This is a genomic window from Paraglaciecola algarum (assembly GCF_021532655.1).
In the GTDB taxonomy this organism is placed as follows: domain Bacteria; phylum Pseudomonadota; class Gammaproteobacteria; order Enterobacterales; family Alteromonadaceae; genus Paraglaciecola; species Paraglaciecola algarum.
This window is the reverse complement of sequence record NZ_JAKGAS010000017.1, coordinates 42,974-58,649: the sequence shown is the minus strand read 5'-3', so window position 1 is coordinate 58,649 and position 15,676 is coordinate 42,974. Positions and strand designations below refer to the sequence as shown.

Annotated in this window: 12 protein-coding genes; 7 read left to right on the top strand and 5 right to left on the bottom strand. The window is 39.5% G+C overall.

Annotation, left to right across the window (positions count from 1 at the left end; genetic code table 11):
- The first annotated feature begins 238 nt into the window (after window positions 1–238).
- From L0668_RS19610 to L0668_RS19595, 4 genes are all read left to right on the top strand, one after another.
- Window positions 239–694 carry an RNA recognition motif domain-containing protein gene (locus L0668_RS19610; RefSeq protein WP_235314423.1) on the top strand — a complete coding sequence of 152 codons (456 nt, stop codon included), beginning with the start codon at window positions 239–241 and terminating at the stop codon, window positions 692–694.
- A 256-nt stretch (window positions 695–950) separates the two neighbouring features.
- Window positions 951–1,649, top strand: coding sequence for a spondin domain-containing protein (locus tag L0668_RS19605; RefSeq protein WP_235314422.1), 699 nt, complete (start codon window positions 951–953; stop codon window positions 1,647–1,649).
- A gap of 10 nt (window positions 1,650–1,659) precedes the next feature.
- Complete coding sequence (locus L0668_RS19600; protein WP_235314421.1) at window positions 1,660–2,415, top strand: spondin domain-containing protein; 756 nt, start codon at window positions 1,660–1,662, stop codon at window positions 2,413–2,415.
- Window positions 2,416–2,684: 269 nt separating this feature from the next.
- Entirely contained in the window at window positions 2,685–3,407 is a 723-nt protein-coding gene (locus tag L0668_RS19595; RefSeq protein WP_235314420.1) for a winged helix-turn-helix domain-containing protein, read from the top strand.
- Window positions 3,408–3,484: 77 nt separating this feature from the next.
- On the opposite strand, the gene L0668_RS19590 is transcribed toward L0668_RS19595, so the two are convergent.
- Complete coding sequence (locus L0668_RS19590; RefSeq protein WP_235314419.1) at window positions 3,485–7,519, bottom strand: hypothetical protein; 4,035 nt, start codon at window positions 7,517–7,519, stop codon at window positions 3,485–3,487.
- A gap of 330 nt (window positions 7,520–7,849) precedes the next feature.
- On the opposite strand from L0668_RS19590, the gene L0668_RS20965 reads away from it, so the two are divergent.
- Entirely contained in the window at window positions 7,850–8,503 is a 654-nt protein-coding gene (locus L0668_RS20965) for a response regulator (RefSeq protein ID WP_235314418.1), read from the top strand.
- 8 nt (window positions 8,504–8,511) lie between these two features.
- Here the strand turns inward: L0668_RS20965 and L0668_RS19580 are convergent, their stop codons facing one another.
- On the bottom strand, window positions 8,512–11,028 hold the full coding sequence (locus tag L0668_RS19580) for an ATP-binding response regulator (RefSeq protein ID WP_235314417.1): 2,517 nt from the start codon (window positions 11,026–11,028) through the stop codon (window positions 8,512–8,514).
- Entirely contained in the window at window positions 11,009–12,091 is a 1,083-nt protein-coding gene (locus tag L0668_RS19575) for a GGDEF domain-containing protein (protein ID WP_235314416.1), read from the bottom strand. The genes L0668_RS19580 and L0668_RS19575 overlap by 20 nt, the downstream gene beginning before the upstream one ends.
- Window positions 12,092–12,215: 124 nt before the next feature.
- Between L0668_RS19575 and L0668_RS19570 the strand changes: the two genes are divergently transcribed.
- Together L0668_RS19570 and L0668_RS19565 are read left to right on the top strand one after the other, a co-directional pair.
- Window positions 12,216–12,401, top strand: a complete 186-nt coding sequence (locus L0668_RS19570) for a DUF2065 domain-containing protein (protein WP_235314415.1) — start codon at window positions 12,216–12,218, stop codon at window positions 12,399–12,401.
- 108 nt (window positions 12,402–12,509) lie between these two features.
- A complete protein-coding gene (locus tag L0668_RS19565; protein WP_235314414.1) occupies window positions 12,510–13,808 on the top strand; it encodes an adenylosuccinate synthase in 1,299 nt (432 codons plus the stop codon).
- 45 nt (window positions 13,809–13,853) lie between these two features.
- Here the strand turns inward: L0668_RS19565 and L0668_RS19560 are convergent, their stop codons facing one another.
- A complete protein-coding gene (locus tag L0668_RS19560) occupies window positions 13,854–14,414 on the bottom strand; it encodes a uracil-DNA glycosylase family protein (RefSeq protein WP_235314413.1) in 561 nt (186 codons plus the stop codon).
- Window positions 14,415–14,505: 91 nt separating this feature from the next.
- Window positions 14,506–15,636, bottom strand: coding sequence for an acyl-CoA desaturase (locus L0668_RS19555; protein WP_235314412.1), 1,131 nt, complete (start codon window positions 15,634–15,636; stop codon window positions 14,506–14,508).
- Window positions 15,637–15,676 lie beyond the last annotated feature (40 nt).

The window sequence follows — 15,676 nt, the reverse complement described above, 5'->3', positions numbered from 1 at the left end:
CGCATTATAGAGATAACTTCTCCCACTGCAACCCCTTTTTTAATCTTTTTTACTGTTCGGTTAGTTACTGAGCAATTCCAGTTAAAAACACTTGTTAATGTCTATAAAAACAACAAATACTGTGTTTATACCTGTGAACTATATTGCGATCGTACGTGAATTAAGTAACATGGCTTTGTTTTCCCGTATTCTTGTAAACATAAATCTTAATAAACATAAATTTTTTAGGTAGTTATAAATGAAATCATCTTTTATCTTAAATATCATAGTTACCGCAATACTTGCGGTATTAGTATTTGTTTTAGTTCCTTTAATCGCAACAGACATTTCAAATCATTTAACCGCGGTAGCAGGTGTTGTAATTGGGGGCCTATTAGCTCCTACCTTGTTACAGGTATTTGAATCTAATTCTTCATCATCTGAAAGTGACGACCAAGAGCTCTCTACATTATATGTAGGTAACCTTCCTTATAGAGCTAACGAGCAAGCTGTTCAGGAACATTTCGAACAACAGGGCACGGTTAATTCGGTTCGCTTGATGAAAGATCGCAGAACCGGTAAAAGAAAAGGTTATGGTTTTGTCGAAATGGATACTAAAGGCGCAAATAAAGCGATCAAAAACTTAAACGATTCATCATTTCAAGAAAGAACATTAAAAGTGAGACTTGCTAAAGAAAAAGTAACAGACGAATAGCCCTACTCCAATTAACCACAACAGCAAGTTCAGCGTTTCCGTGCACTGAGCTTGGTGTTTATATTGTCTTAATCAATGTGCAATAAATTCACTACAAAACCGCAAAGAGTCTTTTGTGCTTTTAGTTGTGCTTCAAATTTTAACGCAATTATTTTTCATTTTGATAATTTCGTTTGGATTTCGTGATACTTTTGAGATAATTGATACGCAAACTTGTCTTCGCACTAACAACTAATTTAAATTGCGAGGATAAAAGATGAAACAAATTACAAAACTTCTTACCGTGAGCGCACTAACATTTGCTACAACACAAAGTTTTGCTGCAAACGTTACAGTTGAAATTAAAAACCTCACCCAAGGTTTATACTTTACACCTATCGCCACTGTGGCCCACACTTCTGATTCTAGTCTTTTTGAAGTAGGCGAAATGGCTTCAAGTGAAATTCAAGAAATGGCAGAAGGCGGTAGCCTTGCTGGTTTAACAACAATTGCTACTGCTATTAATGCGGATATGCTAGCTGAAACAGCAGCAGGACCTTTAGCTCCTACGGCAAAAGTGTCAGGCTCTTTTATGACCGCTGATAGCAATACAGTATTATCGATTGTCGCTATGATTTTACCTTCAAATGACGGTTTTATCGGCCTTGATAACTGGACAATCCCTACAGAAGCGGGCACCTATACCGTTTATTTAAATGCTTATGATGCTGGTACTGAAGCCAATGATGAAATAATAGGTGGCGGAGCGCCTGGTGTTCCAGGTATGCCAGCTCCACCTTTCTTAACTTTAGGTACAAATGGTAGTGGTGTAACAGCAACCGAAACTAACACTATGATCCATATTCATCCTGGCAACATTGGTGACGATTCAGCTACCGATGGTAAAAGTGACGTGACCAATACAGTACATCGTTGGTTGAATCCTGTAGCGAAAGTAACAGTAACCGTTCAATAAGGAGACTGTTATGTTAATTAAAATTAAAAATCAAAAGCTTAAGCTTGCTCTCATGCTAGCTCTACCGCTGGCATTAAGTGCCTGTAGTGATGATGAAGTGGAAGTGATCAAAGAAGTCGAAGTCATTAAAGAGGTTGAAGTTATTGTAGAAGTACCCGCTCCCGTACCTACACCTGTTGACGTAAGTTATGAAGTCACTATTACTAACTTAACCAATGCACAACCACTATCACCAGCAGCAGTAGTATTACATGCTGACGGTAACTTATTTGAAGTGGGAATGGTGCCTTCAGTTGAATTAGAGAAAATGGCGGAAGGTGGCATGAACACTGGTTTACTCGCATTAGGTATGGCTTCAGCTTCTGGTGCTGGTGCAATTGGCCCAGGAGCTAGTGAAACGATTAGTGTAAAAGTGCAAGATATCACTGATGCAAAACTATCTATCACTACCATGTTAGTGAATACCAATGACGCCTTTACCGGACTAAATGCTCTAGACCTAAGTAGCTTAGCCGCTGGCGATAGTTGGTCAACTACAGCAGGTGTTTATGATGCAGGAACTGAGGTTAACTCTGAAATGGCAGGCACTATGCCTGGGCCAGCAGATGGTGGCGAAGGTTTTAACCCTACACGCACAGACACGGGTTTTGTATCTATGCACCCAGGTGTGGTCACAAGTGATGACGGATTGACTAATTCTGTATTAACTGTACAGCATAAATTTGACAACCCTGCGATTCACATTATGGTAACCCGTACTGAATAATCTGTTATGAGGGGCTGTTGATCTTTGGTGTATGTTTTTGCAGTGAGTTATGCGGCATTTATACTGCCCGAAGGGTTCGTTCTAAACGCGTTTTACTCTTTGTTACTGACTTATGACTTAATCCATTAGGCCTAAAAGTCAGCGCCTCGATTAGAAAAGCGTTTAGTTTAAACAAAATTAATTCACCAATGATTAACAGCCCCTAACAGGTTAATATAAAAACGCTCAGCTAAATGGGCGTTTTTGTTTTATAAAGTGGAGTCAATTTTATGTCTGACAGCGTATTAATAGTTGAAGACGATAAAGATATCGCTGATCTTATTCGTGTTAACTTAACCGAATTAGGAGTAGAAACCACCCATCAAGATCAAGGTGATAAAGCCTTAACGCTTGCCTTAGAAAAGAACTATTCATTACTTATTTTAGATGTGATGTTACCAGGCGTAAATGGTTTGGATATTTGCCGACAAGTAAGAGAAAAAAAACCTACTCAAGCTATTATCATGTTGACCGCCAAAAGTTCAGAAACCGATCGAGTATTAGGATTAGAGTTAGGTGCTGACGATTACATGACTAAACCCTTTAGTGTACGGGAGTTACAAGCTCGTGTGCGTTCGCAACTACGTAAAGTGCACGTATTACAAGCGGCGAATTGTGAAAAGGTAGATGATGAGGACAGCCCACTTGTGATTGGAAACTTAAGTATCAACCAAAAAAATCATCAGGTGATTTTTAACCAACAGATATTAGAACTTACTGCAACTGAGTTTGAATTACTGCACCATTTGGCCAGTCACCCTAATCAAGTTTTTAGTCGTAGCCAATTATTAGAATCGGTATGGGGCTATCACCACAGTGGATATGAACATACAGTGAACTCTCACATCAATAGACTAAGGGCCAAAATTGAAATCGACGCAACCTCACCACAAATAGTACAAACCGTATGGGGGGTAGGTTATAAATTCACTCCACAGGGAGTGGAAAATTAGATTCACAGCACTTAATAAAAAATGCCACTGACTAGTGACCTTTGAATACTTAAACGCTTTTGAACACTGCGTTATACTTAATTAGGCAACTTTTTTCTACACCACAACACAATCAAAATGGAAGCCAACAATAGACTTAATGTTTTAGGTGCAGGAACATCCGAAGGAACAGTTGGTAATCCCCCCCCATTGGCTAAGAGCAGGTCTGTACCGCTAAAACTCAAAGAATATCCAAGGTCATCGAAATAGTTCCAGCGTGCAAAAACGTTATCTGCCACTTCATAACTGTATGCCAATAAGTCATCAATCGTTAACTGTTCTCCAGCTCCGTCAAAAACGTCTCCCGTTACATTGATAAAATTAAAATCAAGGCCAAACACGTCGTCAAATAATAAACCATCGAGTAATGACACACCGATATTCATGCCACCAGCAAGGGTAAAGTCACCCAGTACATTAAATGTGTCGTACACTATGTTACCAAATGAATCTAAGCCAACTTCTAGATTAAAGTCCACCTCAGAAAAGCTAGCATTACCCATTACATTCGTATCACCCGGGCTATTGCCTATATTCAACGAAACGTTTTCAAAGGCGACATTGCCGGCAAAAAAACCAGACCCTGAATAATTACCACCTATTTTCAACCAATTATTCTGAGCCACGCTGATAAGGCCATTGTTAACAATATTGCCATTCACGCGATTATCAGCCAAAAACTGGATCACACCATCCTGTTCATTACGCAGTTCACCATTATTGTCAAACAAACTACTTACTATCAAGCTACCTCGATTGACCAACTGACCATTATTCTCCAGTGTGCCATCACTGTGAAAAGTGCCATTATTCGTTAACCTGTGATTATTGATTAATTTGGCGTTACTGATCAGCTTAGTGCGATTGATCATATTTTGTTGAGTAGTAAATTCACTATCAATTTGATACTGCTGAAAGTTCCCTCGATTTACCAATGCCTCGTATGAACCATTGATATCTTTAATACCGATTCCAGCATTGTTTAATCGTTCAGTTCTATCAGCAGAATTTTGATACTGCTGCTCAAGAATCACCTGATGCCCTTTATTTAAGCCTAAAACTAAATCGCCGTTTTGATAACTTGCCACAAACTCGCTTTCTTTTACTTGCTGAGTTAATAACACGGTATCATTGCCTCCACCGCCGTTTAAGGTATTGGTAGCATTTGCTTCATTTTTACCGTTATGCACAACAAAGGTATCGTGCCCATTACCACCAGTAAGTTCATTATTACCCGCACCACCGTCTAAACGATTATGTTTACCGTCGCCAATTATGCGATCATCAAACCGAGTACCTATAACATTTTCAAGATCATAAGATGAGGAAGATAATAGAACATTTATACCTGTACTGAGCTCACTAGCGTCAAGTGTATCGACTCCAGCCCCCCCCATGTATATATCGTCACCGGCACTATACACAAAGGTGTCATCACCGCCTCTGCCATACAACTTATCGTCTCCGCCTCGGCCGTTGATAATGTTGTTGCTGTCATCACCATATATAGTGTCGCTAAATTCTGTGCCATTAACGTTCTCTATGCCGGTAAGGGTATTTGTGAAATTTGGTTTATTTTGTTTAAAATTTTCATAGTGTCCTGGAGAGAAATCTGGATAAAAAGGTTCGAGAGAACCCCCAAATTGTGAGTATGCCTCCCCATCTTCCAGATTGACATACACACCAATACCGTATTGCTGTTTACTGTATCCGTCTTGTGGCTCGTCAGAAATATCGAACCCACCAACTAATTGAAACGGGCTTACATAATAGGTGTTTCTCATACCTGTGTAGTCAACCGTGTCGGAACCCTCACCGCCTATTAACGTATCTATTCCGGTAAAAAAGTCATCAACGGTTTGATAAAACGTATCATCGCCAGTACTACCATAGAGTCTATCTGAACCAGCGCCTCCGGTTAGAGAATCATTCCCATCACCACCATTAAGTGCGTCAATACCGCCGCCACCGTAGAGCTTGTCGTCTCCATTTCTGCCCCAAAGCGTGTCATGTCCATTATCTCCGCGCAATTCATTATTGCCACTGTCCCCATATATTTTGTCGTTATATAGACTCCCTCGTACATTTTCGATACTAATTAACGTATCAGCCTCACTACCGTCTCTGTCTATAGCCGTCCCCAGTTGCAGGTCAACTTCAACACCGTCTGCGACGATAGGCCCTTTATCGATATAACGATAATTTGCGGTATCGAATCCATCACCACCATCAAGAATATCGTTGCCAATACCACCAATTAACGTATCGTCGCCAGCTAGACCATAGAGTGAATCAGCACCGTCCTGGCCTCTAAGAATGTTATTTTTGTCGTCACCCAGAAGGATATCGTCTAAATTACTACCAGTGACATTTTCAATGTTAATCAGAGTGTCATTGCCATGCCCAAACCCCTGAAGACCGACCGATAAATTCACTGACACTCCCTGCGAAGCATCTAAATAACTAGCAGTATCTATGCCTGAGCCGCCATCTAACACATCATCGCCTGCCCTGCCGATTAACGTATCATTACCCGCCCCCCCTGATAGCGTATCGTGTCCATGAGTGCCTTCGAGTATGTCATTGCCGCTGGTCCCATGCTCGCTAACGCTGGGCAGGGCTGTGGTCAAGGTTGTGCCTACAACACTGGAAAATTGATTTAAATTGCGGCTAGTGGAAGCGATTTGCACGTCGGTTTCAACCTCTTCTGACACCGAGATTGGGGCTCGAGATGTGCCTACATTGCCGATACCAAAATCTTTAACTTTACGACCCGCGGGTAAGGATACATTGCCTATTGGTAACGATAAATCATACCCCAGGGTTTCAAGCTCAGCATTTAGGCCAAAGCCCAAATCAAATGTACTGTTGAAGCGCCCGCCCAAATTAAAGGTGGGGGTTAGATCGATAAAATCGATATCCTGACCTAGTTGGATCACCAACTCATCCCCCGCCTGCATGCTATAAGATTGATTATTGGATAACATGAAGTCTATGGTAGGGGTGGCATTAAAGTTAAAGTTTTGGTCCATAAAGGCTGTGGTGGTAGTGTCTATGTCGAGTAAGTCCCAGCCAGCGCTAAAATCAAGCCCAGCGAATTTTGTTTGAAAGTTACTGTGTAAAACCTTAGCGACTTTGTCACCAATACCAGGTTTCATGCTTGCTGCGAGGTTGATCATATCCACACCAAACTCAAAAAAATCGTCGCGACCACTGGCAGTTAAGTTAAAACTATTATTACGAGGGCTTTGCCCAGCGCCTTCAGCGATAAGAGCAAACTCATCACCGGGAATATGGGTAATCAAGCTATTTAGACCAGCCTTACGTGCTTGCTTGCCGATTTCACGATGCACACTTGAATCAAACTCAATGCCAAATAAGTCCGCATACCTAGCAAGTTGTTCCCCCGTTTGCGTACTACCCATATTTTCGTTGATAGACACATTCAAATCTGCAGCACTTACATCAATTAAGTACTTGTCTGGGTCACCTCCGCGGGTATCGATGCTTACACTTTCATTAATTAGGGTAGTACAGTTTTTAAGACACGCTCTGGCATTAATGCCAGCAGACATAGCTAAGTAAGGATCAATTTTTAGAAAAGCATCAGATGTGCTTACGATAGGCGCAATACCAGCGCCACTGCCGAGCGAATAGGAAGAGCTAATAGTAATACGGTTTTGCGCATCAATTTCGCTAACCTGTAAATCGATACTCATAGGCAGGTTTAAGTTAAAACTATGCTGGCCAAGGTCGTAATCATATCGAAGTCCCGATTCGGCACTGACATGACCACTTGCCTTAAAACCATACTCACCTAAATTGGGGCCAACTGGCGGGATTTTTAAGTTTTTTGTGCCACCAAAATTAAAGCCTTCACTAAAATTAAACAGATTAAGATCACCACTACCTTGTAAACTGGTGTTACCAAAGGTATTTATATTTTGCAGTGAAAAGTCGAGATTAAAAGTTTGATTGATTTCAGCAACCGCTCTTAAACAGGTAAGACTGCTAGCGGCAAACAATCCAACACGTATGTAGAACACGAGTTTAGATGGCTTGGAGAGTTTCATACTAAATATTCCTTTAAAGTGATTATTCCAATCATTAAATTTTTGTCTTGGTTTACAAAGTTTTGACGCGCAAAACGTGTATTTTTTCCACGTTATTCAGTCATAGCAAATAGCAGCAGTGCAATTAAGCTAGAAAATAAACATACAAGTAAGAACATAAAGTTGTCCTTTTTCCAATGTCAAAAAGTAAAAATTCCCGCCTCCGGAAGGCTGAATAAATAAAAGTTTAGAAGGTTCAAGCAAAAATAGATTCACCCGAAAGTATGAATTTTGAATTTGAGTTAACTGCTATCATATACTTAAGAAACTGGCAGATAGGAAATCCACATTGTGAACATACTAGTTATTGACGACCATCCTTTGTTTATTGACGGGGTAAGCCAAGTACTAAGACAATTGGATGAACAGGTAAGTATTAGCAAAGCCTTAGCTATAGATGAGGCTATGTTAGTATTAGATAAACAAGATGACTTTGATTTAATTTTGCTCGATTTAGGCTTACCAGGAAAAGATGGGTTTTCGTTTTTACAACGATTTTCGGCTCAAGAATATTGCATACCCGTAGTGGTGGTGTCGGCAGAAGAAAACTTAAGCTTTATTCGCCAGGCTCTTGAACAAAATGTATTGGGTTTTGTACCTAAGTCCCTTAGTGCAGCTTCAATGTTAGATGCCTTTAGAACAGTATTAACCGGTAATGTGTATTTGCCTGAAAATATACTGAATATGCTTAATCGAAAGACTACTGCACCCACATCAACAACTTTACCGCCTCACGCTAAACACGCTGGGATCAGCGCCAAACAATATGCTGTATTGCAGCTAATTGTAGCCGGATATTCAAACCAAACCATCGCCCAACAATTACACCGTACCGAAAATACTGTAAAGTCACATGTAGCGGCTTTGTTTCAAATTTTAGGCGTGACCAATCGTATTGAATGTGTCAACGTCGCAAGAACTAGAGGGTTAATAAATCAAGCCTGAGTTTCCCCTTACTCAAGTTCTTTACTCAGATGATTCAACATCAAACGAATCTTTGCTTGTTGTACAGGTTTATGCAATACCCGCACTCCTGCGTTTTTAACCCCTTCATATTTAAACAACTCCACTTTATCTTTAGATGTGTCACCTGTGACCATAAGTGCAGGTATGTGCTTATTCACACTTTGTCTAATAAATTGAATAATATCTAAACCAGTATAATCCCCGGGGAATCGATAATCGGTAATTAACATATCAGGTAGTATGACCTGAGATTCAAGAACGCTTTTAACCTCTGCCATTGAGTTTGCAGTGAATACTGTGCAGTCCCATTTTTCTAACATTAAACGCATAGCGTCTAAAATAGGCGCCTCATCGTCTACCACCAAAATAATTTTTCCGGCTAGTGGGTTTAAACCTCCTGATATTTGAGAAACCGAAGGGACAATGGAAATAGCCTCAGCCATTTCAGCTTCAACAGTAAACACCGAACCTTGCCCTACCTTTGATTGCACGGTAACTTTATGGTCTAACAATACACCTAATTTTTGCACAATCGACAAACCTAACCCTAAGCCCAACCTGCCTGCCGGACTGGGATTTTTTAATTGGGTAAACTCTTCAAAGATGCTGCTTTGCTGCTCTTTAGGAATCCCTATTCCTGTATCCCAAACTTGGATCAATACTTTGTTTTTACGTAATCTAACTGTGAGTAACACCCCTCCTTGATTGGTATAACGCAACGCATTACTTAATAAGTTTCGAACAATCCTTTCTAGCCACAAGGGATCAGATATCACATATAAATCTTTACCATGAAAGCGTAATTGAATGCCTTTATTGATGGCGCTTACTTCAAACTCTTGTTGGATTTTTTGTAACAGGGGTTTAACCGCCACCGGTTGAATTTCGGTATCTATGGCATCGGCATCAATCTTGGAAATATCTAAAAGCCCGTCAAAAAGTTCAGTTAACGAACTATGGGTGGCCTCCAACTTATCTTGAATTTCAGCTTTTTCTTGGTTATTGCGAGAAAACCTAAGAGAGCCAATAAACAAACCCAAAGCGTGCAAAGGTTGACGTAAATCATGACTTGCCGTAGCTAAAAATTTAGACTTAGCTGAATTGGCTTTTTCAGCTATGTGCCTTTGTTGGTCAAGCTCATTCACTTTTTGCGCTAACTGCTTTGTGCGTTTTTCGACTTTATTTTGCAGGCTTAGATTGAGTAGGTTAATTTGCTTAGCTAACACCACCTCTCGGTTTGCGCTTCTGATCATGCGAGTGGTTAATATTGCCGCGTTTCCCAATAATAAAGACAGGTATGTTAGGTTCACTAATCTATTACCACTAAACACGCCAAACCAAATAAACAGATCATGTGAGATAGTAAGAATGACAGTGATGACAATAAAGCCCACTATATAAGAATCAGGTTGCCTTTGTTTTATGGCCTGCACAATACAATACAGAAAATACAGCATAAAAAAAGCAAACAATGCAATCCAAGGATCCCGCAACCAAACATAAATTTCCGTTGGCAAAACATTAATAGCAACAAATGACATCAGACCTAACAACAATAGGCCACGACAAAGTAGTTTATTAACGTTGTCAGGAAATAAATAATACAGATAATATAAATAAGCAGGTAGCCCCAGCACTATCCCATAATATTCAAATTTTAGCGTCCAAAAAGCAGGCATGTCTGGCACAATAAACAACCAAATTTGCTCAGTGCCGATAATACGTAAGGTGTAGGTAAATATGGAAGTGGCACCGGCGATATAAACAAAATCTTTACGCCTCGCTGGCCCTAGGCCAATAAAAAAGAAGTAAACTGCAAAACTTAAAGAAGAGCCCACTAAAAATATTGAACTGAATGAACGAATACGCTCTTCACTTAATAAAACAGTAAGTGGAGCAATTTGCAACTCGTTGTTTAAGCCCCCTTCGATATGATGAAAACTTGAAACATGAATAACCAAGTTTATCCTTTGAACACCCTCTGGTAAGGCAATGATTGAACGTTTGTCTCGCGGCACTTCAGTATCTTTCGTTTCACCGACTTGCCCCACTTTTAACACTGAACGACCATTAATAAAAAACTCACCGGCGCGATAAAAAAGAGGTACATACAAACCCATTGGAGGAGCGTTTTTGGGTAACATAATAGTTGTACTGTAACTAGCGTATCCTTGCCTAGCAAAACTAGTTTGACCTGATGTCAAATTATTCCATTTGGAGGGTAGAACCATGGATTGACTAGTTGCCGGACAAGGAGTTTCAGGGTCAATAAATTCGGACCAATTAAAACACCACTTTCCAGCTAAACTTAGTATTTGGTTATCAACCATATTTATATTTTCAAAATTAAATAGTGAAGATGGATTAACCAACCGATTAGTAACAACCGGCTCGGCCAATGCATTGTATGAAAAACAACCAAAAAAAATTAATACCTTTAGTGCATCATGAACTTGGAGAAAAGCCGCCAATCGTCCCAAATAACTAATCAATATACTGAACAAACTGATTTCGTCCCCTAGTTTTCGCTTGATAGAGGGCTTTATCGGCTTTATCAACAAGCTCTTCTTTGGTAGAGGTTTTATCTAAAATTTCTTGGTAGAAACCGATTGAACAACTCACAAACTCTTGTCCGGCTGTTTTACCATGGGGGACTTTATGTTGTTTCCAGCCGTGAATAATCTCTTTTGCACTATCGATACATTGTTGCTGGGTTAAATTCGAGGTAACCACAACGTACTCTTCACCACCATATCGCGCCACTATGTCGGTATTTCTGCGAAAAATATTCTTCAAAATGTCAGCTTGCAACCTAATCACTTCATCTCCTTTTACGTGACCATAACCATCGTTGTATGCTTTGAAATTGTCTAAATCAATGAAAAATATACATATACTGCAAGCACTGCGTTTATTTGATTCGAGTAAATGAGTAAAGTAAATTTCGTAAGTACCACGGTTTAGAATATTCGTTAGTTGATCAATTTGGCTCAGATGAATAAGTTTTTGATTCATAAAAGAAAGCTTTTTTAAAACAGCTTCAATTTGATACACGCCCATCAAGCCCACCACTAACCCACACATAACAAAGCCTAAACTCACTGAGTTTCTGTCGCCATATATAGGGTAAATTGTAATGAGCAAAACAAACCCTATTAAAGTACAAGTAACAAAAAATAGCGCAAAATTGAATTTAATCCGAAACACAAACAATACAAATAGGCTATACATCACTGTGCCTTCATAAGGAAAAGAAAAACCCTCTAATTGCCAACACCTGAGTATCAACCAATAGTTAGCATAAACAACACCCAGTAAAATGAAACACACTGCCCATTGATGAATTTTTGCATAAAAAGGGATAAAGGTAATAAGTATAAATAAACCGCATAGAGGGACTTGTATCAGCAACCTAGAAATCAAATATACTTGATGTAATGACGCTGGTAATATTTGTAAATCTGCAAAAATAAAACATAACATCAAAGTCGCGCCGGCCAGACTAACCAGCCTGAGCTGTTTTAATTGCTGTGGAGTTAACGTTGCGTAATGATTTAAAGTATCCATATGTTCCAATTTACACTATTTAAACTAAGTCCGAACAGTAAAGTGCTTTTTTTAATAATTTTACGCATATAAATTTAGAATAAAGTTATATTACCTTTAATTTCATTACTTTAGGGTAACAACAATGACCAATAGTATACTTATCTCCGTCGCCTTAGTACTAATTATTGAAGGAATCGGCCCCATGTTATTTGCCAACAAATGGCAACGCTTTTTACACCACCTTTCCCAACAACCAGTCAATCAGTTACGTGCTACAGGAGGGGTATTGGTGACGATTGGCATCGTCAGTTTACTATATTTGGTATAAACAATACCCCCCATAAGCCTGTTGATTATAACTTGCGCTATTTTGCTATTTAGCTGACGTTTATTTTTTGATAGAATCCCCGCCTAATTTTCTGACTCCGTTCTATTCATGGCTAAAAATGTTGTTGTACTCGGCACCCAATGGGGTGATGAGGGTAAAGGTAAGGTTGTAGATTTACTAACAGATCAAGCGACCTATGTTGTTCGTTATCAAGGTGGACACAATGCTGGTCACACATTGGTAATTGACGGTGAAAAAACTGTTCTGCATTTGATCCCTTCTGGTATTTTACGTTCAAACGTTACCTGTATAATCGGTAATGGTGTGGTACTTAGCCCTGAAGCGTTGCTTAAAGAAACCGCTATGCTTGAAGAGCGTGGTGTACCGGTTAAAGAACGCTTACGTATTAGTGAAGCTTGCCCGTTAATTTTGCCCTATCATATAGAGCTAGATATTGCTCGCGAGAAAGCCCTTGGCAATAAAGCGATTGGTACCACTGGCCGAGGAATTGGCCCAGCATATGAAGACAAAGTTTCTCGTCGTGGCTTACGTGTTGGCGATTTGTTCAACCCGGAAGACTTTGCCGTTAAGCTTAAAAACATCCTTGAATACCATAACTTCATGCTGACCAACTACTATAAAGTTGAGCCAGTAAGTTATGAAAAAGTATTAGCCGATGCGTTAGCAGTTGCGGATATTTTGAAAGCTATGGTTGTCGATGTTACCGACGTATTAGACAAAGCCCGCCTGCGCGGTGACGCGATTATGTTTGAAGGTGCGCAAGGTACTTTACTCGATATCGACCATGGTACTTATCCTTATGTAACCTCTTCAAATACTACCGTTGGTGGTGTAGCGACAGGTGCAGGTTTTGGCCCTCTTAACCTAGATTATGTTTTAGGAATTGTTAAAGCTTATACCACTCGCGTAGGTTCAGGCCCTTTCCCTACAGAATTAGATTGCGAAGTAGGCCAACACTTAGGTGTTAAAGGTCATGAATTTGGCGCAACGACTGGTCGTAAACGTCGCACTGGTTGGTTTGATGCCGTTGCTATGAAACGTGCCGTACAAATCAACTCAATCACAGGTTTCTGTTTAACCAAATTAGACGTACTTGATGGTCTTGAAAGTTTGAGCATTTGTACGGGTTACAAAGATGCTGCTGGCAACATATCAGATGTACCACCAATGGCAGCTGACGACTATGAGCTTATCACTCCAGTATATGAAAGCATGCCAGGTTGGAGTGAAAACTCTTTTGGTGTAACCGAATACGATGAGTTACCACAGGCAGCTAAAAATTATATTAAACGCTTAGAAGAACTGACTGGCGTGCCAATTGATATTATTTCAACTGGTCCTGAACGTAACGCAACAATAGTGCTACGTCATCCATTTGAAGTATAGATGATTTATTGATATTGATTAAAAGGCTGCTACTTGCAGCCTTTTTTATTTTAAGTACTTGTTAACTACTTTTTGCATTGCAGGTAGAGCTTCTTGCTCAAACCAAGCGTGCTTTTTCAACCAAATATTGTTTCTCGGTGATGGATGCGGCAGTACCAAGTAAGCAGGCAAGTAGTCCTGCCAGTTTTTTAACCTTTCAGTTAAAGTCTTTTTGTCTTGTAAATAATAGTCCTGGGCATATTTTCCAATCAATATTTGTAGCTTAGGTCGACTATTCGACAATAATGAAGAATGCCATTTTTTTGCGCATTCTGGCCTTGGAGGTAAATCACCAGATTTACCTCTTCCTGGATAACAAAACCCCATAGGAATGATTGATATCAGCTCTTTATTATAAAAAGTGCTATCACTCATATTTAACCACTCACGTAATCTAATACCAGAAGCATCATTCCAAGCTAGATGAGATTGATGAGCTTTAATACCTGGTGCTTGACCAACAATAATTATTTGAGCAATCTCAGAATATTGAAAAATAGGTCTAGGTGCAAAAGGTAAATGCTCCTTACATTCGATGCAGTGGCTTATTTTACTAACAATGTTCATCTGAAACCTAAAACTATTGAGCTTCGAATATTAAAGCATTAAAAAGGCCTCTTCTGGAGGAGGCCTTTACATATGAAGATAATTGAGTGCTCTATGTCGCGGGTAAAAAATCAAACCTATTCAGCTGTAACCATTTTTCTTTTTGAATGGCCAAATTTTGTTTCAATTCCTTATACGTATATTGAATTTCCAAACTTTTGTAACTGCGTTGTAAACTTTGCTTTTTTAATTCCATCAATTGTTTTTTAGCCGAATAATATTCAGTCATACGCTTTGCTAATAGTTCATATTCTGTTTGGATTCGAGCTAAAACTTCATCAGCATTAGGTAACTTTGAAACTTTTTCTTTAGCTAGTTTTAATTGCATTGCCACTTTGGCTTTTTCAATACGCTCTTCAGGACAACGTCGTAAATTTTTGGTCCAACCTATATAAGATAGACCACGTATTAACCATTTAGTTGGATCAAACTGCCACCACTTAATGCCGTTTCTATAATCATATTCAAAGATATGATGGTAGTTATGGTATCCCTCGCCAAAAGTGAAAAAAGCCAAAATATCGTTATCACGAGCAGTATTCCCATCGGTATAGGGCTGACGCCCCCATATGTGTGCAAGGGAATTAATAAAAAATGTCACATGATGCACCACCACTAACCGAAACACTCCGGCCAGCAACAACATGCCCCATACATCACCATTTAACAAACCTAATATCAAGGGTATACCAAAATTGGCGATTAACATTATGGCCAGGTAGTGATTGTGTTGCCACATAACCACTTTATCTTTTTGTAAATCTCGGCAATTACTATAATCAGAATAGCGATGTATTTGATATTCTCTTAACATCCATCCGATGTGAGAGTACCAAAACCCTTTTTTAGCTGAATAAGGGTCTTGCTCATTGTCGTCTACGTGCCTATGATGAATTCGATGATCTGAACACCAATGTAAAATACTATTTTGTAGTGCCATAGCACCACCGAGCGCCAATACTACTTTAACAAAAGTGTTTGCTTCATAGGCCTTATGTGACCAAAGTCGGTGATAACCAGCAGTAATCGACATACCTGAAAAATAAATTAATACGACACAGGCAGCGATCTCAATTCCATCAAAACCATTTTGTACTGCTTCAAACGGCACCAATATTAAGGCTATAAGTCCAGTAATAATAAAAACCAAAATATTGGTTAAAAGGAGGCGAGGTTTTTTCATTTAAAAATACTTTCAGCTTACAAGTGTACGCTATTTTACT